Source organism: Amycolatopsis decaplanina DSM 44594, assembly GCF_000342005.1.
Lineage (GTDB): Bacteria > Actinomycetota > Actinomycetes > Mycobacteriales > Pseudonocardiaceae > Amycolatopsis > Amycolatopsis decaplanina.
In genome coordinates this window covers 102,421-121,520 of sequence record NZ_AOHO01000019.1, presented here as the reverse complement: position 1 = coordinate 121,520, position 19,100 = coordinate 102,421, and the positions used below count along the sequence as shown (strand labels likewise).

Here is a 19,100-nt window from a genome sequence, read left to right as displayed (position 1 = left end):
GCTTGTCCTACCCTCGCGGGGTGCGCCTTGTGATCGCTCGCTGCCAGGTCGACTACGCCGGCCGTCTGACCGCCCATCTGCCGATGGCCACCCGGCTGCTGCTCGTGAAGGCCGACGGCTCGGTGTCCGTGCACTCCGACGACCGCGCCTACAAGCCGCTGAACTGGATGAGCCCGCCGTGCTGGCTGATCGAGGACGGCAAGCTGTGGATCGTCGAGAACAAGCAGGGTGAGAAGCTCGTCATCACGATCGACGAGATCTTCCAGGACCACGCCCAGGAACTCGGGGCGGAACCGGGACTGCGGAAGGACGGCGTCGAGGCGCATCTGCAGGAACTGCTCGCCGAGCACATCAAGACCCTCGGCGAGGGCTACACCCTGGTGCGGCGGGAATTCCCGACCGCGATCGGGCCGGTCGACATCATGGCCCGCGACGCCGACGGTGCGAGTGTCGCCGTCGAGATCAAGCGACGCGGCGAGATCGACGGCGTCGAGCAGTTGACGCGGTACCTCGAACTGCTGAACCGCGACCCGCTGCTGGCGCCGGTGCAAGGCGTCTTCGCGGCGCAGGTCATCAAGCCGCAGGCGCGGGTGCTGGCCGAGGACCGGGGGATCCGGTGCCTCACGCTGGACTACGACGCGCTGCGCGGCATCGAGTCGGACGAGTTCCGCCTCTTCTGAGCCTTCCGGCCTCGTGAGTGGTAAGGACGGTTAGAACCGTCCTTACCACTCACGAGACGTGACTCGATTTCCGCGAGGGGTGCCGCCGACATACGGCGGTCGCGGGTGCAGAGGTGATGTGCCATGGCTGATTCTCGGAAGCACGTCGATCCGGTACTGGAAGGCGGAAGCTTTCCGGGGAACCCGTGTGCGGCAGGGACGAACCGGTGAAGAGCGCGTTGCGGATCGCCATCGGTTCGCTCGAAACCCTGCTGCCGGACTGGAATCGTTACCGGTTGCGCGAGGAAGGTGTGAACCGGCGGACGGTGTACGTCGACACGACCGGGGTTTCCGCCGGCGGCTTCGGGCTCGGTGAAGAGGAGAAGAAGCGCCTCTTCGAAAGCGGGCGTGAGGCCGCACAGCGGTTTCCGGAAAAGATCGTGCCGCAGTGAACTCGCCGGCGGTATTCCGGTGGGACGAGGGACAGGAGGATCCCCATGCGTTATCGCCCGATCGGCAGTGACCCGGCGGACGGCCGCCTCGGCCGGTTCGTCCCGGACGACTGGCACCACGTCGAGCGCTATCCGCTGACCGCGCTGGCCACCGAGGACCGGCCCACCCGGTCGCCGGTCGTCATCGGCGTCAACTGGTACAAGGAATTCGACGTACCGGAGAAGGACGAGAAGTCCGGCGAGTTCTTCGTCGCGAAGGGCGGCGCGAAATCGCTCACCAGGATCCGCGGCGGGCACTGCGTCTGTCTCGAACCCGGTGAATCGACCGACGGTGACACCCAGTACGCCTTCTACGACCAGGGCAAGGAAGGCGCCTGCGTCGGTTTCGGCTGGTCGCGCTGCATGACGATGTTCAACGGCGACCTCTACGCCGCGCGGTGGCTGTGGGACCAGTCGAAGCTGCGTGACGAATGGGACGAGACGAACCCCGGTGACAACAACGGGACGTCCGTCCGCGCGGCGGCCGAGGTCCTGCTCGAACTGGGGCACGTCCCGTGGTCGGAGGCCTACGCCGACGACGACCACGTCAAGCGGGCCGCCTACACGCCCGACGTCAAGAACGGCATCCGAGCCTATCGCTGGGCGAAGACGGTCGACGAGGTGCACGAGGTCCTCGGCAATCCGCGTGCCGACGAACTCGGCGCCGTGCCGTTCCTCAACTCGTGGGGACAGGGCTACCCGCACCGCACGTACATGCCGGACGACGTCCTCGCCCGGTTGATCGAGGAGGACGGCGAAGTGGGCCTGCCCACGGACCGGTAAACCCCCGCCGGTCGCGGGAAAGGGCCGTTCCCGGCGAACAGCCGGAGCGGCCCTTCTCCCACTGTCCTAACGGTCGAACGTGATCCCGGTCCGCACGCGCACCTCGGTCTTGGGGCAGCCCGAGTCGGCGGGACGTTCCGCCGTGAACGTGTACTCCTGGTCGCTCGCCACCGGAAACTCGACCCGCACCAGGATGTCGCGGGACACGGCCTCGGCGGCCACCGCGCCGCCGACCGAGACGTGCCACCGCACCTCCGCCTCGCAATCGGGCAGTTCGACGGAAAGGGCGCCCGTACCTCGTTCCGCCGGCCGGTGGCCCCCCGTGAACCGGGTCTCCACCTTCCCGCCGGGAGCCAGTTCGTATATGTGCATCGGCGTGCATAACGACACTTCACCCGCGTTCGCGCACTCCTGGACCGTCCGGGGGACGTCGCCACCCGCGACCGTGGTTGGCACGTGATCCGGAATGGCGGCCAGCAGCAGCGCGATCAGGCTGGATGCGGCGAGGAACGCCGTCGCCGTCGCCGTCGCGGCCAGTACGTCGCGCACACGCCGCCTGATGGTCTCGACCCGCTCCCGTGCGGCGGCTTCCACTCGCTCCAGCACTTCGGGTTTGTCCGTGGCCGCGGAGATGAGCAGCGCGAGATCGCGCGTCGTCCTCTTGGTGGCCCGGTACGCCATCCAAGCCGCGATGACCGCCAGCAACGCGCTGACGATGCCCGCGATCCAGGACGCGCGCTCGACAAGGGTCCAGTCCATCGAAGCAGCCAACCGGACGTGATGCGGCAATGGGACGGCAGTTCTGCCGGTAACCGGACAAGAATTGTCAAGAATCGCACCGAAACAGACACTTCGGGGCGGTCGTGGCCCGCCCGCACTGCCGTTCCTGAATCCATGCAGTATGGTCCGCGATTGACGCGATACCGGCGTTTCTCGTGGACATTTTCACTATGGAGGTGGGTCGGTTGCACGTGCTGGCCGATGCGAATCTGCGGCTCGACGCAAGTCCGATCGACTACGTCCTGCTCGCGTTCTATTTCGCGCTGGTGCTCGGCATCGGGTACATGGCGCGAAGGTCGGTCTCGAGCAGCCTCGACTTCTTCCTCTCCGGCCGCTCGCTGCCCGCCTGGGTCACCGGTCTCGCCTTCATCTCGGCGAACCTCGGCGCGGTCGAGATCATGGGCATGTCGGCCAACGGCGTGCTCTACGGCCTGCCGACGGTCCATTACTTCTGGATCGGCGCGATCCCGGCGATGCTGTTCCTCGGCATCGTGATGATGCCGTTCTACTACGGCTCGAAGGTCCGCAGCGTCCCGGAGTTCATGCTCCGCCGGTTCGGCAAACCCGCCCACCTGGTCAACGGCATCAGCTTCGCGAGCGCGCAGATCCTGATCGCGGGCGCGAACCTGTTCCTGCTAGCCAGCGTGGTGAACCTCCTGCTCGGCTGGCCGCTGTGGGTGTCGATCATCGTCGCGGCGGCGGTCGTGCTCTCCTACACGGCCCTCGGCGGCCTCTCCGCCGCGATCTACAACGAGGTCCTGCAGTTCTTCGTGATCGTCGCGGCGCTGCTGCCGCTGACCATCGTCGGCCTGGTGAAGGTCGGCGGCTGGCAGGGCCTGGTCGACAAGGTCACCGCGAGCCCCGGCGGCGACGCGCAGCTGCATTCGTGGCCGGGTGACAACCTCACCGGCTTCGGCAACAGCTTCCTGTCGATCCTCGGTCTCGTCTTCGGTCTGGGTTTCGTGCTGTCGTTCGGTTACTGGACCACGAACTTCGTCGAGGTCCAGCGCGCGATGGCGTCGAAGAGCATGTCGGCCGCGCGGCGGACACCGATCATCGGCGCCTTTCCGAAGATGCTGATCCCGTTCATCGTGATCATCCCCGGCATGATCGCCGCGGTCACCGTCTCCGAGTACGTCCAGGACAAGCAGGTCCTGCTCGACGGCGGCGACGCGCCCAGCGGCGTGACCGCGAACAACGCGATCCTGCTGCTGATGCGCGACCTGCTGCCGAACGGCATGCTCGGGGTCGCGCTCGCCGGTCTGCTCGCCTCGTTCATGGCCGGGATGGCCGCGAACCTGAGCTCGTTCAACACCGTGTTCACCTACGACATCTGGCAGTCGTACGTGAAGAAGAACGAGTCGGACGGCTACTACCTCCGGCTCGGCCGCCTGGTCACCGCGATCGGCACGGTGCTCGCGATCGGTACCGCGTTCATCGCGTCGAACTCCGGGAACATCCTGACCTACCTGCAGGACCTGTTCTCCTTCTTCAACGCGCCGCTGTTCGCCACCTTCATCCTCGGCATGTTCTGGAAGCGGATGACGCCGACGGCCGGCTGGGTCGGCCTGGTGTCCGGTACCGCCTCCGCGATCACCGTGTGGCTGCTGTCGCAGGCCGGGGTCCTCGGGCTCACCGGGCAGGGCATCAGCTTCGTGGCCGCCGGTACCGCGTTCGTCGTCGACATCGCGGTCAGCGTCGGGGTCTCGCTCGCCACCGCGCCGAAGCCGGAGGCCCAGCTGGTCGGCCTCGTCTACTCCCTCACCCCGAAGGAGTCGCTGAAGCACGACGAGACCGGCGACGACGCGGGCTGGTACCGCAAGCCGGGCCTGCTCGCGGGCATCGTGCTGATCCTGACCATCGTGCTCAACATCATCTTCTAGGAGGCCGGAGATGGCTGCTTCGCAAGCTCCCAAGAAGGCCGGCGTCTTCGACATCCGGCTGATCATCGCCCTGCTCATCGGCGGTTACGGGCTGGTGCTCACGATCATGGGCATCGGCTTCACCTCCGAGAAGGAGCTGGCCAAGGCCGCCGACGTCAACATCAACCTGTGGGCGGGCATCGGCATGCTGGTGTTCTCGGCGTTGTTCGTGCTGTGGGCGAAGCTGCGGCCCATCGTGGTGCCACCGAGCGCCGACGGCGAGGGCGGCGAATAGCCGGGTTGTCCGGACAGCGGCGAGGAGCTCCGGCTACCGTGCACGTCGTGCTGCTCAACGCTCGACGTCGCCGGATCGCGTCCGTGCTGGCCCTGGTCGCCGCACTCGGCGTGCTGTCGGCCTGCGGTCAGAACCTCGGCAAGTCCAATTTCGCCCGTACCACCGTCGCCGCCGAAGCCGGCTCCGGTGCCGGCTCGGTGCCCGACGGGGACATCAACGACCCGGCGGTCACCCCCGCGGTGATGCGCACGATCGACCCGTGCCCGCTGGTGGGCAAGGACGTGCTGAGCGGCCTCGGCACGCCGGAGAACGACCCGCGGCCGTCGCTCACCTCGTTCGGCACCTGCACCGGGAAGGCCACCGACGCCGGTGGCAAGAAGTTCACGGTCAGTGTCGAAATCGGCGCGTCGACGTACGTCTCGACCAGTGGCGTGACCATTTCGGCGGTCGAGGGGCTGCCGCAGATCGAGCGGAAGAGCAAGGACGGCAAGAGCTGCGAAGTCGGCATCATGACGCTGCGCAAGCCCGAGCGTGGAGTGAGCTTCTCGGTCACCTATGACGGTGGAGACCCCTGCGCGACCGGTCGCGCGGTCGCGGCCAAGGCCGTGAAGAGCCTGCACGCGTCGCCGGCGAAGTTCCCCGCCACCGCGGGCACGCTGACCGCCGTCGACCCGTGCACCGCCGCGGACACCGCCGTGCTCACCGAGGTCGTGCCGCACGGGGCGACCACGTTGACCACGTTCCACTCCTGCGACTGGACCCCGGGCTCCAACCCGCGGATCTCCATCGGCTTCCGCCACGGCCTGCCGCCCGAGGAACGCGACGGGACCAAGAAGATCGACATCGACGGTGTCACGGCCTATCAGAAGGTCGGCAGCGGCAACGACGCCGAATGCAAGATCGAGTGGCAGCACAAGCCGTGGGCCGACGACGGTGTCGAGATCGCCGGCGTGATCTACAAGAACTACGACGAGAAGAAGGATGAAGCGGCGTCGTGCGGGAAGGCGGCCAAGATCGCCAAATCGGTGATCTCCAAGCTGCCGAAGCCCTGACGCTGGCGGCATCCGGCCGGGCGAGGTAGGAAGGGGACACCCCACCCGCCGACGTGCCGGAGGCCACCCTTGAAGAAGATCATCAACGACCCGAAGACGGTGGTCGCGGAATCCTTGCGCGGACTCGCCGCGGCGCACGCGGATGTCCTGCGCGTGGAGGACGACCCGGCGATCGTGGTGCGCGCGGACGCGCCACTGGCGGGCAAGGTCGCGGTGATCTCCGGCGGCGGCTCCGGCCACGAACCGCTGCACGGTGGCTTCGTCGGGCAGGGCATGCTCGCCGCCGCCGTCCCGGGCGCGGTGTTCACCTCGCCGACGCCGGACGCCGTGGAAGCCGCGGTCAAGGCCACCGCCGGGGACGCGGGCGCGTTGCTGATCGTGAAGAACTACACCGGCGACGTGCTCAACTTCGAGACCGCCGCGGAACTCGCCGCCGCCGAAGGGCTGGACGTGCGCAGCGTGGTCATCGACGACGACGTCGCGGTCAAGGACTCCACCTACACAGCCGGCCGTCGCGGTGTCGGCGGCACCGTACTGCTGGAGAAGATCGCCGGTGCCGCCGCCGAACGAGGCGACGCGCTCGACGCGGTGGAAGCCTTGGCACGCAAGGTGATCGGGCAGGTCCGGTCGATCGGCGTCGCGCTCACCGCGCCGACCGTGCCGCACGCGGGCGAGCCGAGTTTCGACCTCGCCGACGACGAGATCGAGTTCGGCATCGGCATCCACGGCGAACCGGGTATCGAGCGGACCGCGGTGATGACGGCCGACGAACTCGTCGCGCGCATGGTCGAAGCGGTGGTCACGGACCTGCCCTTCGCCGAGGGCGACAAGGTCCTGCTGTTCACGAACTCGATGGGCGGGACCCCGCTGGTCGAGCTGTACCTGGCCCACGGGATCGCCGAGCGGCTGCTGGCCGAGCGTGGGATCGTGGTCGAACGGCGGCTGGTGGGGCCGTACATCACCAGCCTCGAGATGCAGGGGATGAGCCTGACGTTGCTGAAACTGGACGACGAGCTGACCGAGTTGTGGGACGCGCCGGTGAACACCCCGGCCTTGAGGTGGGGAGTTTGATGGCCTGCACCGCCGAGACGCTCGCCGCCGCCTTGCGGGCGGCGGCCGCGGTGATCGCCGGACATCGCGCCGAACTGATCGAACTCGACCGCGCGATCGGCGACGCCGACCACGGCGAGAACATGGACCGGGGGTTCACCGCCATCGTGTCCGCTTTGGACACCGCCATCCCCGAAACCCCCGCCGCGGTCGTGAAGCTCGCCGCCACGACGTTGATCTCGAAGGTCGGCGGCGCGGCGGGCCCGTTGTACGGCACGGCTTTCCTGCGCGCCTCGGGCAAACTGGGCGACGCCGCCGAAGTGGACGGCCCGCTGCTCGTCGAGGCCCTGCGCGCGGCCCTCGAAGGAGTGCAGGCGCGTGGCAAGGCCGTCGGGGGAGACGCGACCATGGTCGACGCCCTGATCCCCGCCGTCTCCGCCGCCGAGGAAGCCTCCGGCTCCGGCATCGCGGCGATCCTGTCCGCGGCGGCGGACGCCGCGGACAAGGGCGCCGAGTCCACTGTGGACCTCGTGCCGCGCAAGGGCCGGGCGTCGTACCTCGGCGAGCGCGCCAAGGGGCATATGGATCCCGGCGCCCGTTCGACGGCGCTGCTGCTGCGCGCGTTCGCGGAGGCCGCCAAGTGAGCGTCGGAATCGTGCTCGTCTCCCACAGCGCCAAACTCGCCGAAGGGCTCGCGGAACTCGCCGCGCAGATGGCGCCGGACGTCACCATCGCGGCGGCGGGCGGGCTGGCCGGCGGCGGGATCGGAACGGATTACGACGAGGTCGTCGCCGCGACGCAGCGCGCCGATTCGGGAGCGGGCGTCGTCCTGCTGTACGACCTGGGCAGCGCGCAGATGACCGCGGAACTGGCCGTCGAATCGCTCGCCGACCCGTCGGCCGCGGTCGTCGTGGACGCGCCGCTGGTCGAAGGCGCGATCGCGGCCGCCGTCGCGGCGCAGGGCGGGGCGGATCGCAAGGCCGTCGCCGAAGCGGCCGCCTCGGCGGGCGCACCGCCGGACCTGACGTTCGACGAAGGTGCGCAGGACGGCGAGAGCAGTGTCGAACTCACGCTGCGGAACGACGTCGGGTTGCACGCGCGGCCCGCCGCGGTCCTGGTCCGGAGCATCGCGGGGCTGGACGCGGAGGTCACCGTGCGGCTCGGTGACGAGACCGCGGACGCCAACAGCGTGCTCGCGCTGATGGCGCTCGGCGCGCGTCAGGGCGATCGGATCGAGGTCCGCGCGAAGGGTGCGCAGGCCGAAGAAGCGCTCACCAAGGTCAAGGACCTCGTCGACCAGAACTTCGGTGAGTGAGCCGAAGGAACTTTCCCCTCGGCTCACGCGGTGAAGGGCGCTCTCCCTGCATCGCACGCGGGGAAAGTCCCCTTCGGCTCTCGTCCGCGAGTGACACTTACTCGATTCGGAGGGTGACAGCCGCTGCTTTCCGCGCCCCGGCATGGCACGATTCGGAGAAACTACCAGCGAGTAACCTCCGGAGGCCGGTTGTGGCGCGGGAAATCTCGAGTGTGGGAGTCATCGGTCTCGGCACCATGGGCGCCGGGATCGCCGAGGTGCTCGCGCGGAGCGGCGTGTCCGTGGTCGCGGTGGAGATCGACGACGACGGCGTCCACCGCGGCCGGGGTCACCTGCAGCATTCGACCGAACGGGCGGTGTTCGGCGGCAAACTCGACGCCGGCGGCCGGAGCGCGCTCCTGGACCGGATCCGGTACACCACGTCGCTGGCCGAACTGTCCGATGTGGACCTGGTGATCGAGGCGATCCCGGAGAACCTCGACGCGAAATCCGACGTGTTCGCGCAGCTGGACAAGATCACCGGCCCGGACACGATCTTCGTCTCGAACACCTCCTCGCTGTCGATCACCGAGATCGGCGTGCACACCGCGCGGCCGGGCAAGGTCGTCGGGATGCACTTCTTCAACCCGGCGCCGATCCTCAAGCTGGTCGAAGTCGTGCGCACCGTCGTCACCGAACCCGGCGTGATCACCGACGTCGTCGCTTTCGCCGAGCGCCTCGGCAAGATCCCGGTGGTGATCGGCGACCGCGCCGGGTTCATCGCCAACGCTCTGCTCTTCGGGTACCTCAACCACGCCGTGCGGATGTACGAGCAGCGCTACGCCACGCGTGAGGATCTCGACGCGGCGATGCGGTTCGGCTGCGGATATCCCATGGGGCCCTTGGCTTTGCTCGACCTCATCGGGCTGGACACCGCCTACGAGATCCTCGACACGATGTACCACCAGTCGCGAAACCGGCTGCACGCCCCGGCGCCACTGCTGAAGCAGATGATCACCGCCGGGCTGCTCGGCCGGAAGACGGGCAGGGGTTTCTACACCTACGACGAGCCCGATTCGCCGACGGTGACCGACGCCGTCTCGGCGTCCACAGTGGACACCGTGGCGCCGCGCGAAGTGCGCAAGGTCGGCGTCGTCGGGACCGGGACCATGGCGACAGGCATCGTCGAGGTGTTCGCGAAACGCGGCTACGAGGTCATCCTTCGGGCACGGAGCGCGGAGAAGGCCGCGGCGTCGGTCGCGCGGGTGAAGAAGTCGCTGGACAAGGCCGTCGTCAAGGGCAAGCTGTCCGAAGAGGATGCCGCCGCCGCGCTCGGCCGGATCTCGCCGGCGGTGGAGTTCGACGAACTGGCCGACGTCGACCTCGTCGTCGAGGCGGTGGCCGAAGACCTGGCCGTCAAGCAGGCCGTTTTCGCCGCGCTCGACGACGTCGTGAAGCCGGGCGCGGTCCTGGCGACGACCACGTCCTCGCTGCCGGTCATCGAATGCGCGGCCGCCAGCTCGCGGCCTTCGGACGTGGTCGGCGTGCACTTCTTCAACCCGGCGCCGGTGATGAAACTCGTCGAGATCGTCTCGACCATCGCCACCGCGCCCGACGTGATCGCGACCGTCGACGCCGTCTGCGCGGCGGTCGGCAAGCACCCCGTGCACTGTGGTGACCGTGCCGGGTTCATCGTCAACGCGCTGCTGTTCCCGTACCTGAACGACGCGGTGAAGATGCTCGAGGCGCACTACGCGGAGGCCGACGACATCGACACCGCGATGAAGGTGGGCTGCGGACTGCCGATGGGCCCGTTCGAACTGCTCGACGTCGTCGGGCTGGACGTTTCGCTGGCGATCCAGCGGACCCTGTACAACGAGTTCCGGGAAGAGGGCTTCGCGCCCGCGCCGCTGCTGGAGCACCTCGTGACCGCCGGACGGCTCGGCCGGAAGACGGGGAAGGGATTCAAGGACTACTCGGCCCGCTGAATCGGTATTCTGGAGGACATGCCGGTTTCCTCGGGGGTCAGGAAGCGGATCAGGGAGTTCCTCGATCCGGACGACGAGATCCACTACGCGTTCCCGGCCGACGTCTTCGGCAGTACCAATCCCGGTGTGTTCTTCGCGGTGACCCGCAAGACGATCACGATCCTGACGACCGGGTATCTGAGCCGGAAGTCGCCGAAACGCGTCGTCTCGGTGACGCCGCGAAACCATCGGATCGGACCGGTCGACACGTCGACCGTCCCGTGGTTCAAGTTCAACGGCGTCGACTACGAGATCGACGACGAGTACATCCCGGTCGTGCACGCCGCCGACGCGGAGATCATGCGGGACGTGGCAAAACCTGAAGATCCGCTGCCGGACCTCTAAGCTCCCGGGAGTGCGTCAGCTCACTTACGACGGGGTGCCCATCCCCGGTCTGAACGACCTGGTCCGGACGGCCATCCGGCTGCACCCCGCGCCGGGAGTGCCCCGTCCGGACGAAAGCCACTTCGGCGGCCCGCTGCTCTGGCCGTCGGACGAGCCGTGGCCGGAGTGCCCGGTGACCTGGCCGCCCGACCCGGACGCGTCCGACGACGCGTGGCGGGGCGGGCATCCGCTCGACGGCCCGGTCCCGGTGATGATCGGCGCGGCGCAGTTCTTCCGCGACGACTTCCCGGAGTTGCCCTTCCCGGAGGGCGCCGACGTCCTGCAGATCCTGTTCTGCCCACTGGAGCACGAAAGTCCGCATCACCACGGGCCCGCGGTCCGGGTGGTGTGGCGCGATTCCGGTGAGGTGGGGGACATCGCGGACCCGCCGCCCGCTCCCGAGGACGCCGAAGCCGCTTACCTGCCGGAACCCTGCGTTTTCGAACCGTGCTCGATCGACGAACTGCCCCGGCTCTGCGACTTCCCACCGGAGACCCGCGCCGCGCTCGGCATCCCCGAAGGCGCGAGCGAAGACCCGGAGGGCTGGCCGGAGCTCGCGCAGTACTCGAAGATCGGCGGCTGGACGGCCTGGTCCGCGACCGATCGTGCCGATCTGGGCTGCCGGGAGTGTGGCGCCGAACTGCGGCAGGCGATCGCGCTGGCCACGGAGGAACACGAGGTCGGCTGCGGATGCGAGGTTCCCGAGAGCGGGCCGGCCGGCTGGTCGTTCCGCCGCCAGGGGGTGCTGAACATCTTCACCTGCCCTGCCGACACCCGGCATCCGTTCAAGGTCCGCATCGACTGATCAGCCGGGCGGGAGCAAAGGTCCCCCGCTCCAGTGCTGGAAGACCAGGTTCGTGTGCACCCGGGCGACCTCGTCGCGGGCGGTCAATTCGTCGAGCACCAGCCGTTGCAGCTCGGTCGCCGACGCGGTGGCGACGTGCGCGAGGAAGTCGTCCGGGCCGGTCAGGTGGTAGACGGCGCGGACCTCGGGCAGGGCCAGCAGATGCTCGACGAACGAGTCGACGAGCGCCCGCCGGTGCGGGCGCACCTGGACGAACAGGAGCGCTTCGAGCGGGCGGCCGAGTTTGGCGGCGTCCACCTCGGCGCGCTGGCCGGTGATCACCCCGAGTTCGCGCAGCCGGTTGACGCGGTCGAGACAGGTCGAGGGCGCGATGCCGACCTCGGCGGCCAGATCCTTGTTCGAGATCCGGGCGTCGTTCTGCAGGAGCCGCAGAATACGAAGATCAACCGTGCTCAGTTCGACGGAATCCGACATCTGCGAATGATATCCGAGGATATTGCGATCGACCCGGAGAAAATCGCACCATCTCGGTATGACCGCAACGCTGCGCACCCGAGCCGTCCACGCCGGCCGTGACGATCTCACGGACCTCGGCGTCCACGCCGCTCCGCTCGACCTGTCCACGACCTACCCGTCGCGGGACAGCGTCGAGGAGGCGGGCCGCATCGACGAGTTCGCCGCCACGGGCTCGCTGTCCGGGCTCCCGGTCTACGGGCGGCTGAGCAATCCGACCGTCGAACGGTTCGAGAAGGCGCTGGCCGAACTCGAAGGGTTCGAAGACGCCGTCGCGTTCGCCACCGGCATGGCGGCGGTATCGGCCTCCCTGCTCGCCGCCGTCGCGCAGGGCAAGCGGCATGTCGTCGCCGTCCGGCCGGTCTACGGCTGCACCGATCACATGCTCACGTCGGGTCTGCTCGGCACCGAGGTGACCTGGGCCGATCCGGAAGGCGTCGCCTCGGCGCTGCGGCCCGACACCGGGCTGGTGCTGCTCGAAACACCGGCGAACCCGACCCTGCGCGAGGTCGACATCGCCGAGATCGTGCGCGCCGCGGGTGAGGTCCCGGTGCTGGTCGACAACACCTTCGCCACCCCCGTGCTCCAGCGGCCGGGACGCCACGGCGCCCGGTTCGTCCTGCACAGCGCGACCAAGTTCCTCGGCGGCCACGGCGACGTCATGGGCGGCGTGGTCGCTTGCGGCGCCGAAGACGCCGGGATGTTGCGGCAGATCCGCTTCGCCACCGGAGGAGTGCTGCACCCGCTTGCCGGGTACATGCTGCTTCGCGGGCTTTCGACCCTTCCGCTGCGCGTCAACGCCGCGTCCGCGACGGCCGCTGAACTCGTCGAGCGGCTTCGCGTTCACGCGAACGTGAGCGCCGTGCACTACCCGGCCGTCGGCGGCCCGCTGATCGCGTTCGAGGTCGACGGCGATCCGCACGCGCTCATCGGCGCGGTCCGCTTGATCACCCCGGCCGTCAGTCTCGGCAGTGTGGACTCGCTCATCCAGCATCCCGCCTCGATCAGCCACCGGATCGTCGACGAGGACGACCGGCGCGGCGCGGGGGTCACCGACCGGCTCATCCGCATGTCGGTGGGACTGGAGGACGTCGAGGACCTGTGGCACGACCTGGATCAGGCACTCAAGGCTTGCTGAGTTCTGCGATCGTGATCACCGGGATGTCGACAAATCGTCCGGCCTGGCTAACCTGGTCGGGTGAAAGATCTGGTCTCGTCCTGGGTGGAATCTTCGGCTCGTAGCACGCTCTCCCGGCTGCACCAGCAGATCGGTGTCGCCGGGCTCGCCGCGGCGGCGGCCGTGCCCGGGTTGTCGGCCGTCTTCGATCAGCACTCCGCCGCGGTGCGGGACATCCTCGCGGTGGGGGTCGAAGGCTCGGCGGCCGTCGCGGGGGTCGTCCTCCTCGCCGGATACACGCGGGGGCTGCTCGACGAGGCGAAGGCCAAGGGGTGGACGTTCCGCGCTCCGGCTGATCTGTCCGCATGGACCACCAGCGACTGGCTGACCGCGCGGCTGGTCGGCGTGTGTTCGCTGGCCGCCACGATGGACGACCGTCGTACCCAGCCGACCGGGAACGGGTAGGGCGGCCGGACGCCCCACCCGCTCCCGTGGCAGGTCAGCGGTACTCCGGCGGAGGGGGCATGTTTCCACCGGGGGGCCGCTGGCCGGGATCCTGATGCGGCGGCACCTTGCCCTGGCTGGGCGGGAACTGCTGGGTCCGGCCGGCCATGTTCGGGTCGGCCGCGTGGTGCCCCGCGGGCACCTGCTGGCCGACGGGCGTCCGCTCGGTCGGCACGTCACCCGAGCGCCCGGCGTCCTCACGACCGCGCTGGTAGGCCTCGGCCTGCGCCTTCGCGGCGGGGATCTCCGCCTCGGCCCGTCCGAGCCAGGTCTCCCAGCGCTGCTGCATCGGCTTGATGAGACCACCGCCGACACCGACGACGGCGATGCCGCCGACCGTGGCGAGCACGGTGATCAGCACCGGCAGCGTGACCGCGGTGGCCACGCCGATCTGGTTCAGCGCGGCGATCGCGCCGAGGCCCCAGATGAACACCGAAGCGATGGTCGCGAGCACCTTGCCGTACGAGACACCGCCGAGGGCGTTGCCGACCAGGTCCTTGACCGCCTTGGCGATCGCGCCGGCGATCACCACGATGACGATCGCGACGATGGCGCGCGGCAGCCAGGCGACGATCTCGTTGAGCAGCGAGCTCACCGGGTTCGGGCCGAACACGCCGAACGCGAACTGCAGGGCGATCAGCAGGATCGCGTAATAGACGATCTTGCTGATGATGTTCGACGCGTCGAACTGGCTGCGCGCGAGCATCTGCTTGAAGCCCCCGCGTTCGAGGAGCCGGTTGAACCCGACCTTCTCGAGCACCATGCTCACGGCCTTGGCGATCGCCTTCGCGATCAGCCAGCCGATGAACAGGATGACCAGGAACGCGAGCAGTTTCGGGACGAAGGTGGCGACCGAACTCCAGGCGCTTGACACGCCTTGACCGAAGTCGACGGCCGCCAGTGCTGATGTGGCCACTGGACTTTCTCCCTTCCCACGACCGGGGCTTCCAGGCTGGTGGGAAGGGGATACCCGCCATTCGGGCGATCACACGTCGCGCCACCCGAACGGGTGGGTCAACTGCAGCAGCCTCCGCCGCAGCAGCCGCCGCCCCCACCCGCGGGGACGGGCGCAGGACCGGAAGACGACCCGGTCAGCGCGACGGTCGTCAGGAGCTTGACGGTGTCCTGGTGGCCCTCAGGGCACGGCGCGGGCGCACCGGACTCGCTCATCGGCCGCAGCAGTTCGAAGGTTCCGGCGCATTCGCGGCAGCGGTAGGCGTAAGTCGGCATGTCCGGCATTATCCCATCTCCTTCCGGCCTCCGGGATGGCAAGCTGGCCGGGTGGAACTGCCTGTCGCCGCGCGTGTGCCGCACCTCGGCCAAGTCGTCCCGTCCGTGCTTTCCGCCCTCGGCGCCGCCGAGTTCGCCAATTCGCTGAGCCTGGCGGAGACGTCGAGCGCCTGCGTCCTGCTCATCGACGGTCTCGGCTGGGAACTGCTGGCCGAGCACGCCGTCGACGCGCCCGTGCTCACCCAGCTGGCGAAGTCGCCGCTGCGGGTCGGTTTCCCGGCGACGACGGCGGCCGGTCTCGGCGCGATCGGCACGGGGCTGGCGTCGGGGGAGCACGGCCTGGTCGGCTACAGCTTCGAGGTGCCGGGCGCCGGCGTCCTGAACGCGCTGCGCTGGAGCAGTCATGTGGACGGCGGCGATCTCCGCGGCGCCCTGCCGCCGCGCGAGGTGCAGCCGCTGCCGACGACGTTCGAACGCGCGGCCGCCGCCGGGATCACGACCAGCGTGGTGTCTTCGGCGAAGTTCGCCGACACCGCGCTCACCCGCGCGACGCAGTCCGGTGCGCGCTATGTGGGCGTTCACGCGCTCGGCGACCTGGCCGCCTGCGTCCTGCACTGCCTCGGAACGCGGCCCGCGTTCTGCTGGGGCTACCACAGCGAACTCGACATGCTGGGCCACGTCTACGGACCGGGTTCGGCGCCGTGGCGGATGCAGCTGCGGCAAGTCGACAGGCTGATCGAGTCCATTGTGGAGGGTCTGCCCGCCGGTGCGCTCCTCGCGGTCGTGGCCGATCACGGCATGGTGACCGTCGAGGGCGCGCTCGACATCGACGACACACCCGCGCTGCTCGGCGGCGTCCGGGCCATCGGGGGCGAGGTCCGGGCACGGCACGTCTACAGCGAGCCGGGTGCGGAGGCCGACGTCCTGGCGGCCTGGCGTGAGGTGATCGGCGACCGGGCGTGGATCCTCTCGCGCGACGAGGCCGTCGATGCGGGCTGGTTCGGGCCGGTCTCCGACCGGGTCCGCCCGCGTATCGGAGACGTGGTCGTGGCGTCGAAGGGACGTTTCGGGCTCGTGCGGGAACTGGCGGAGGCCGTCGAATCCTCGTTGGTCGGTCAGCACGGCTCGCTGACCCCGGCCGAACAACTCGTCCCCTTGGTCCTCGCCCGCAATTAGTCACCTACTTGCGTTTCTGCGCGGGCTTCCGGGCCGAGAACCGCACGGAGCGCTTCGGGATGTGGTCGACCTTGATGTCGGTGAACCCGGCGTCGGTCAGCCGGGGCCAGATCGAAACCGGGTCGAGCGCGTTCATCGTGTCGCCGATGTGGAGGAGCCGGAACGGCAGGCTCTCCAGGCCGTCGATGGCGCGCAGGACACCGCCGGGACGGAGCACCCGGAACGCCTCGGCGAAGATCGCGTCCTGAAGCGCCGTCGTCGGCACGTGGTGCAGCATCGTGAAGCAGACGACCGCCGAGAACTCGCCGTCCTCGAAGGGCATCGCCGCTCCGTCGCCCTGGACGATCCGCACTCGGCCGTCGAACTCCCGCTCGAGGAGGTCCGCCGACGTCTCGTCGATCTCGATGGCGGTGAGCCGGGGGACGAGTCCCACGAGCGCCCGGGTGGTGGCGCCGAAGCCGGGCCCGATCTCCAGCACGGAGTCGCCGAGGTCGAAGCCCGCGACGTTGCCCGGCATCTCGGCGGCCACGGCCTTCGCCCAAAGCGCGGAACTGCAGCATTTGCGGTGCACCAGGTTCATCGGCATGAATCCGAAGCTAACGGTGACGGACAGGCGATAGGCTGCCAAGTGATGTCGAGAATCGGACTCCCGTCGCCGATGCCGACCGTGATGGTCCTCGGCGGGCTGGACCTGCCTTCGGGTTACTGGTTGCCCTGGCACGAGCACGACTGTCACCAGCTCGCCTGGGCGGCGCGGGGGATCCTGAGCGTGAACATCGGCGAGCGGAACTGGGTGCTGCCGCCGACGAGGGCGCTGTGGATCCCGGCCGGTGTCCTCCACCGCACCGGCGCCACCGCGCAGACCGTGTTGCGGAGGATCTACGCGGCTCAGGGCCAGTGCCCGGTCCGCTGGCCGGTGCCGACGCTCGTGGCCGTCCGGCCGCTGCTGCGTGAGCTCTTGGAACACCTCGGCTCGGCCGACTTCGAAGAGGGCGCGCGTCTCCGGGCCGAAGCCGTCGCCTTCGACCTGCTCGAACCGGTCGACGTGGTGCCGATCAACGTGCCGATGCCGTCCGACGAGCGCGCGCTGACGGTAGCGCGGGCGGTGATCGCCGATCCGGCGGACCGGCGATCACTCGCGGACTTCGCACGCGACGCGGGCGCGAGCGAACGCACGCTCGCGCGGCTGTTCCTCACCGAATGCCGGACGACGTTCGGCGCGTGGCGGGTGCAGGCCCGGTTGCGCGCGTCGCTGCCGCTGCTGGCCGAGGGCATGCCGCTGAGCGCGGTCTCGCGCCGGATCGGCTACTCCTCGCCGAGCGCGTTCGTCGTCGCCTTCCGGAAGGCGGTCGGTGTGACGCCGGGCGCCTACTTCGACGGCTGAACCAGACCTCCGGTTACGGTTCCGGGGTGCCTCGACGTAACCGGCCCGATCGCGGTCGACGCCCCGACCTCGGCGCGTCGACCGGATGGGCGAGCTCCGAATCGGCCGCCGACGGCGAGTGGCTGGTGCGCACCGTGCCCGGAGCGCAGGCCACCAAGGACTACCGCTGCCCCGGTTGCGACCACGAGATCCGGCCGGGGACCCCGCATCTGGTCGCCTGGCCCGCCGACGGCACCGGCGGGGTCGCCGACCGCCGCCATTGGCACAAGGCGTGCTGGGGCGCGCGGTCCCGGCGCCGTCCGGGCCGCTGGTGATCACTGGTGATCGCTGTTGGTTCAGCGCCGCAGGTGCAGTGAGGGCTCGCCCGCGAACTCCTCCTCCGTGTGGATCGTGAAACCGAGCCGCTCGGCGACCCGGATCGACGGTTTGTTGGACGCCATGATGTTGGCGATCACCGGAACGTCGGGAATCTCCCGTTCGGCCCATTCGACGACGGCGGCCGCCATCTCCGTCGCATAGCCCTTGCCCCAGGTGAACGGCCAGAAGCGGTACGCGAGGTTCAGCACGCGCTCGCCGTTCCATTCGTGATACCGGACGCCGCCGAAGCCGAGGATCGTCTCCGGATCGTCCAAAGCGGACACCGCGAGATAGCCGAACCCGTTCTCGGCCCACTGCTTCATCCAGGCGTCGTAAAGCTTGTCCGCACCCTCGACGGTGTGCGGCTCCGGGTTGAACCTGTTCGTCTCCGGATCGGCCTGCAGCGCGACGATGTTCTCGCGATCCGCCTCGCGCAGCCTCCGCAGCAGCAGCCTCTCCGTCTTGATCTCTGTCAGCACGGATCCGACGGTAGTGCCAGGGTGCGACAGAATCATCGCCATGAAGGATCTCCCGCTGGTACTGCTGCACGCCTTCCCCGTCGACGCCCGCATGTGGGACGCGGTCCGCGCGCCGCTCTCGGAGCGCCTGCGGCTGATCACTCCGGACCAGCGCGGCCTCGGCCGCAGCCCGCTGCCGGAAACGGACCGGGAGCCGGATCTGGACGACGCCGCCCGCGACGTCGTGGCGCTGCTCGATCGGCTCGGACTCGAGAAGGTCGTCCTCGGCGGCTGCTCGATGGGCGGCTACCTGACGATGGCGGTGCTGCGCGTGGCACCGGAACGTGTGGGCGGGCTCGTGTTCATCGACACGAAGGCGACGGCCGACGCCCCCGAAGCCGTGCGGACTCGCCACGATGTCGCGGCCCGGGTCGAAGCGGAAGGCGTCGGATGGATGCCCGAAGCCGTCACGCCCGGACTCCTCGCTGAGAAGGCCCGCCCGGAAGTGGCCGAACGACTCCGCGAACTGATCACAGCGCAGCCGCCGTCAGGGGTCGCGTGGGCGGCGCGCGCGATGGCGGCCCGGCCCGATTCGCTCGAAACGCTGCGGTCGGCGGACGTGCCGGCGTTGGTCGTGGTCGGCGAAGAAGACGGCCTGACTCCGCTGGAAGCGGCGAACACCCTGGTGGAAACGCTGCCGGACGCGACCTTGGTCGTGCTGCCGGAGGCGGGACATCTGACGCCTCTGGAGGATCCGGCCGGAGTCGTCGAAGCGATCCTGGGCTGGTACCCCGCGTGACAAGGATTTCCCCCGCCCCTTTGAAGGTATAGCGGACCGGGGGGCTTGCGGCAAGCCCCCATTCCCGGTCCACAATTCTT

At 69.2% G+C, this 19,100-nt stretch carries 24 protein-coding genes; 18 read left to right on the top strand and 6 right to left on the bottom strand.

Going from position 1 to position 19,100, the window contains the following annotated elements; translation table 11 throughout:
• Window positions 1-20 precede the first annotated feature (20 nt).
• The 3 genes from nucS to H074_RS01795 all read left to right on the top strand — a co-directional run bounded on the left by nucS (window position 21) and on the right by H074_RS01795 (window position 1,933).
• Window positions 21-680, top strand: coding sequence for an endonuclease NucS (gene nucS / locus H074_RS01805; protein ID WP_007028302.1), 660 nt, complete (start codon window positions 21-23; stop codon window positions 678-680).
• 206 nt (window positions 681-886) lie between these two features.
• The gene (locus tag H074_RS01800; protein ID WP_235096636.1) at window positions 887-1,111 is read left to right on the top strand and encodes a hypothetical protein; all 225 of its coding nucleotides are present in this window, start codon (window positions 887-889) and stop codon (window positions 1,109-1,111) included.
• A 45-nt stretch (window positions 1,112-1,156) separates the two neighbouring features.
• The gene (locus H074_RS01795) at window positions 1,157-1,933 is read left to right on the top strand and encodes a hypothetical protein (protein WP_007028300.1); all 777 of its coding nucleotides are present in this window, start codon (window positions 1,157-1,159) and stop codon (window positions 1,931-1,933) included.
• A 66-nt stretch (window positions 1,934-1,999) separates the two neighbouring features.
• Here H074_RS01795 and H074_RS01790 read toward each other — a convergent pair whose 3' ends face one another.
• A complete protein-coding gene (locus H074_RS01790; protein ID WP_007028299.1) occupies window positions 2,000-2,692 on the bottom strand; it encodes a hypothetical protein in 693 nt (230 codons plus the stop codon).
• Window positions 2,693-2,898: 206 nt separating this feature from the next.
• Here H074_RS01790 and H074_RS01785 point away from each other — a divergent pair, with 206 nt between their 5' ends.
• The 9 genes from H074_RS01785 (at window position 2,899) to H074_RS01745 (ending at window position 11,482) form a co-directional block, all read left to right on the top strand.
• Complete coding sequence (locus H074_RS01785) at window positions 2,899-4,596, top strand: sodium:solute symporter family protein (protein WP_039921264.1); 1,698 nt, start codon at window positions 2,899-2,901, stop codon at window positions 4,594-4,596.
• Window positions 4,597-4,606: 10 nt separating this feature from the next.
• Window positions 4,607-4,870 carry a hypothetical protein gene (locus tag H074_RS01780; RefSeq protein ID WP_007028297.1) on the top strand — a complete coding sequence of 88 codons (264 nt, stop codon included), beginning with the start codon at window positions 4,607-4,609 and terminating at the stop codon, window positions 4,868-4,870.
• 47 nt (window positions 4,871-4,917) lie between these two features.
• The gene (locus tag H074_RS01775; protein WP_235096635.1) at window positions 4,918-5,922 is read left to right on the top strand and encodes a DUF3558 domain-containing protein; all 1,005 of its coding nucleotides are present in this window, start codon (window positions 4,918-4,920) and stop codon (window positions 5,920-5,922) included.
• A gap of 69 nt (window positions 5,923-5,991) precedes the next feature.
• On the top strand, window positions 5,992-6,993 hold the full coding sequence (dhaK, locus tag H074_RS01770) for a dihydroxyacetone kinase subunit DhaK (RefSeq protein ID WP_007028295.1): 1,002 nt from the start codon (window positions 5,992-5,994) through the stop codon (window positions 6,991-6,993).
• The gene (gene dhaL, locus H074_RS01765) at window positions 6,993-7,616 is read left to right on the top strand and encodes a dihydroxyacetone kinase subunit DhaL (protein WP_007028294.1); all 624 of its coding nucleotides are present in this window, start codon (window positions 6,993-6,995) and stop codon (window positions 7,614-7,616) included. Before dhaK ends, dhaL begins: the two co-directional genes overlap by 1 nt.
• Entirely contained in the window at window positions 7,613-8,287 is a 675-nt protein-coding gene (gene dhaM / locus H074_RS01760) for a dihydroxyacetone kinase phosphoryl donor subunit DhaM (protein ID WP_007028293.1), read from the top strand. The genes dhaL and dhaM overlap by 4 nt, the downstream gene beginning before the upstream one ends.
• 191 nt (window positions 8,288-8,478) lie before the next feature.
• On the top strand, window positions 8,479-10,254 hold the full coding sequence (locus H074_RS01755) for a 3-hydroxyacyl-CoA dehydrogenase family protein (RefSeq protein ID WP_007028292.1): 1,776 nt from the start codon (window positions 8,479-8,481) through the stop codon (window positions 10,252-10,254).
• A gap of 18 nt (window positions 10,255-10,272) precedes the next feature.
• Window positions 10,273-10,638 carry a hypothetical protein gene (locus H074_RS01750; RefSeq protein ID WP_007028291.1) on the top strand — a complete coding sequence of 122 codons (366 nt, stop codon included), beginning with the start codon at window positions 10,273-10,275 and terminating at the stop codon, window positions 10,636-10,638.
• Window positions 10,639-10,648: 10 nt separating this feature from the next.
• Window positions 10,649-11,482 carry a YwqG family protein gene (locus H074_RS01745; RefSeq protein WP_007028290.1) on the top strand — a complete coding sequence of 278 codons (834 nt, stop codon included), beginning with the start codon at window positions 10,649-10,651 and terminating at the stop codon, window positions 11,480-11,482.
• On the opposite strand, the gene H074_RS01740 is transcribed toward H074_RS01745, so the two are convergent.
• Complete coding sequence (locus H074_RS01740) at window positions 11,483-11,956, bottom strand: Lrp/AsnC family transcriptional regulator (protein ID WP_007028289.1); 474 nt, start codon at window positions 11,954-11,956, stop codon at window positions 11,483-11,485.
• 58 nt (window positions 11,957-12,014) lie between these two features.
• Between H074_RS01740 and H074_RS01735 the strand changes: the two genes are divergently transcribed.
• Window positions 12,015-13,133 carry a trans-sulfuration enzyme family protein gene (locus H074_RS01735; RefSeq protein ID WP_007028288.1) on the top strand — a complete coding sequence of 373 codons (1,119 nt, stop codon included), beginning with the start codon at window positions 12,015-12,017 and terminating at the stop codon, window positions 13,131-13,133.
• Between the two features lie 60 nt (window positions 13,134-13,193).
• On the top strand, window positions 13,194-13,577 hold the full coding sequence (locus H074_RS01730; protein WP_007028287.1) for a DUF6401 family natural product biosynthesis protein: 384 nt from the start codon (window positions 13,194-13,196) through the stop codon (window positions 13,575-13,577).
• A 34-nt stretch (window positions 13,578-13,611) separates the two neighbouring features.
• On the opposite strand, the gene H074_RS01725 is transcribed toward H074_RS01730, so the two are convergent.
• Window positions 13,612-14,532 carry a mechanosensitive ion channel family protein gene (locus H074_RS01725; protein WP_007028286.1) on the bottom strand — a complete coding sequence of 307 codons (921 nt, stop codon included), beginning with the start codon at window positions 14,530-14,532 and terminating at the stop codon, window positions 13,612-13,614.
• Between the two features lie 98 nt (window positions 14,533-14,630).
• A complete protein-coding gene (locus tag H074_RS01720) occupies window positions 14,631-14,846 on the bottom strand; it encodes an FmdB family zinc ribbon protein (protein ID WP_039921263.1) in 216 nt (71 codons plus the stop codon).
• 51 nt (window positions 14,847-14,897) lie between these two features.
• On the opposite strand from H074_RS01720, the gene H074_RS01715 reads away from it, so the two are divergent.
• The gene (locus H074_RS01715) at window positions 14,898-16,022 is read left to right on the top strand and encodes an alkaline phosphatase family protein (RefSeq protein ID WP_007028284.1); all 1,125 of its coding nucleotides are present in this window, start codon (window positions 14,898-14,900) and stop codon (window positions 16,020-16,022) included.
• A 4-nt stretch (window positions 16,023-16,026) separates the two neighbouring features.
• On the opposite strand, the gene H074_RS01710 is transcribed toward H074_RS01715, so the two are convergent.
• On the bottom strand, window positions 16,027-16,602 hold the full coding sequence (locus H074_RS01710) for a class I SAM-dependent methyltransferase (RefSeq protein ID WP_007028283.1): 576 nt from the start codon (window positions 16,600-16,602) through the stop codon (window positions 16,027-16,029).
• Between the two features lie 51 nt (window positions 16,603-16,653).
• Here H074_RS01710 and H074_RS01705 point away from each other — a divergent pair, with 51 nt between their 5' ends.
• Window positions 16,654-17,406 (top strand): AraC family transcriptional regulator, encoded by a 753-nt coding sequence (locus tag H074_RS01705; RefSeq protein WP_007028282.1) that lies wholly within the window; start codon window positions 16,654-16,656, stop codon window positions 17,404-17,406.
• A gap of 26 nt (window positions 17,407-17,432) precedes the next feature.
• Window positions 17,433-17,720, top strand: coding sequence for a hypothetical protein (locus H074_RS01700; protein WP_007028281.1), 288 nt, complete (start codon window positions 17,433-17,435; stop codon window positions 17,718-17,720).
• Between the two features lie 21 nt (window positions 17,721-17,741).
• On the opposite strand, the gene H074_RS01695 is transcribed toward H074_RS01700, so the two are convergent.
• Window positions 17,742-18,284 (bottom strand): GNAT family N-acetyltransferase, encoded by a 543-nt coding sequence (locus tag H074_RS01695; RefSeq protein ID WP_007028280.1) that lies wholly within the window; start codon window positions 18,282-18,284, stop codon window positions 17,742-17,744.
• Between H074_RS01695 and H074_RS01690 the strand changes: the two genes are divergently transcribed.
• Window positions 18,283-19,020, top strand: coding sequence for an alpha/beta fold hydrolase (locus H074_RS01690; protein WP_007028279.1), 738 nt, complete (start codon window positions 18,283-18,285; stop codon window positions 19,018-19,020). The two genes, H074_RS01695 and H074_RS01690, sit on opposite strands and share 2 nt — an antisense overlap.
• The last annotated feature ends 80 nt before the right edge of the window (window positions 19,021-19,100 follow it).

Coding starts and splice junctions, on each gene's coding strand:
- H074_RS01795 (WP_007028300.1), top strand. CDS start 1,157: ATGCGTTATCGCCCGATCGGCAGTGACCCGGCGGACGGCCGCCTCGGC.
- H074_RS01790 (WP_007028299.1), bottom strand. CDS start 2,692: ATGGACTGGACCCTTGTCGAGCGCGCGTCCTGGATCGCGGGCATCGTC.
- H074_RS01780 (WP_007028297.1), top strand. CDS start 4,607: ATGGCTGCTTCGCAAGCTCCCAAGAAGGCCGGCGTCTTCGACATCCGG.
- dhaL (WP_007028294.1), top strand. CDS start 6,993: ATGGCCTGCACCGCCGAGACGCTCGCCGCCGCCTTGCGGGCGGCGGCC.
- H074_RS01750 (WP_007028291.1), top strand. CDS start 10,273: ATGCCGGTTTCCTCGGGGGTCAGGAAGCGGATCAGGGAGTTCCTCGAT.
- H074_RS01740 (WP_007028289.1), bottom strand. CDS start 11,956: ATGTCGGATTCCGTCGAACTGAGCACGGTTGATCTTCGTATTCTGCGG.
- H074_RS01735 (WP_007028288.1), top strand. CDS start 12,015: ATGACCGCAACGCTGCGCACCCGAGCCGTCCACGCCGGCCGTGACGAT.
- H074_RS01720 (WP_039921263.1), bottom strand. CDS start 14,846: ATGCCGACTTACGCCTACCGCTGCCGCGAATGCGCCGGAACCTTCGAA.
- H074_RS01710 (WP_007028283.1), bottom strand. CDS start 16,602: ATGAACCTGGTGCACCGCAAATGCTGCAGTTCCGCGCTTTGGGCGAAG.
- H074_RS01705 (WP_007028282.1), top strand. CDS start 16,654: ATGTCGAGAATCGGACTCCCGTCGCCGATGCCGACCGTGATGGTCCTC.
- H074_RS01690 (WP_007028279.1), top strand. CDS start 18,283: ATGAAGGATCTCCCGCTGGTACTGCTGCACGCCTTCCCCGTCGACGCC.
- H074_RS01695 (WP_007028280.1), bottom strand. CDS start 18,284: ATGGCGATGATTCTGTCGCACCCTGGCACTACCGTCGGATCCGTGCTG.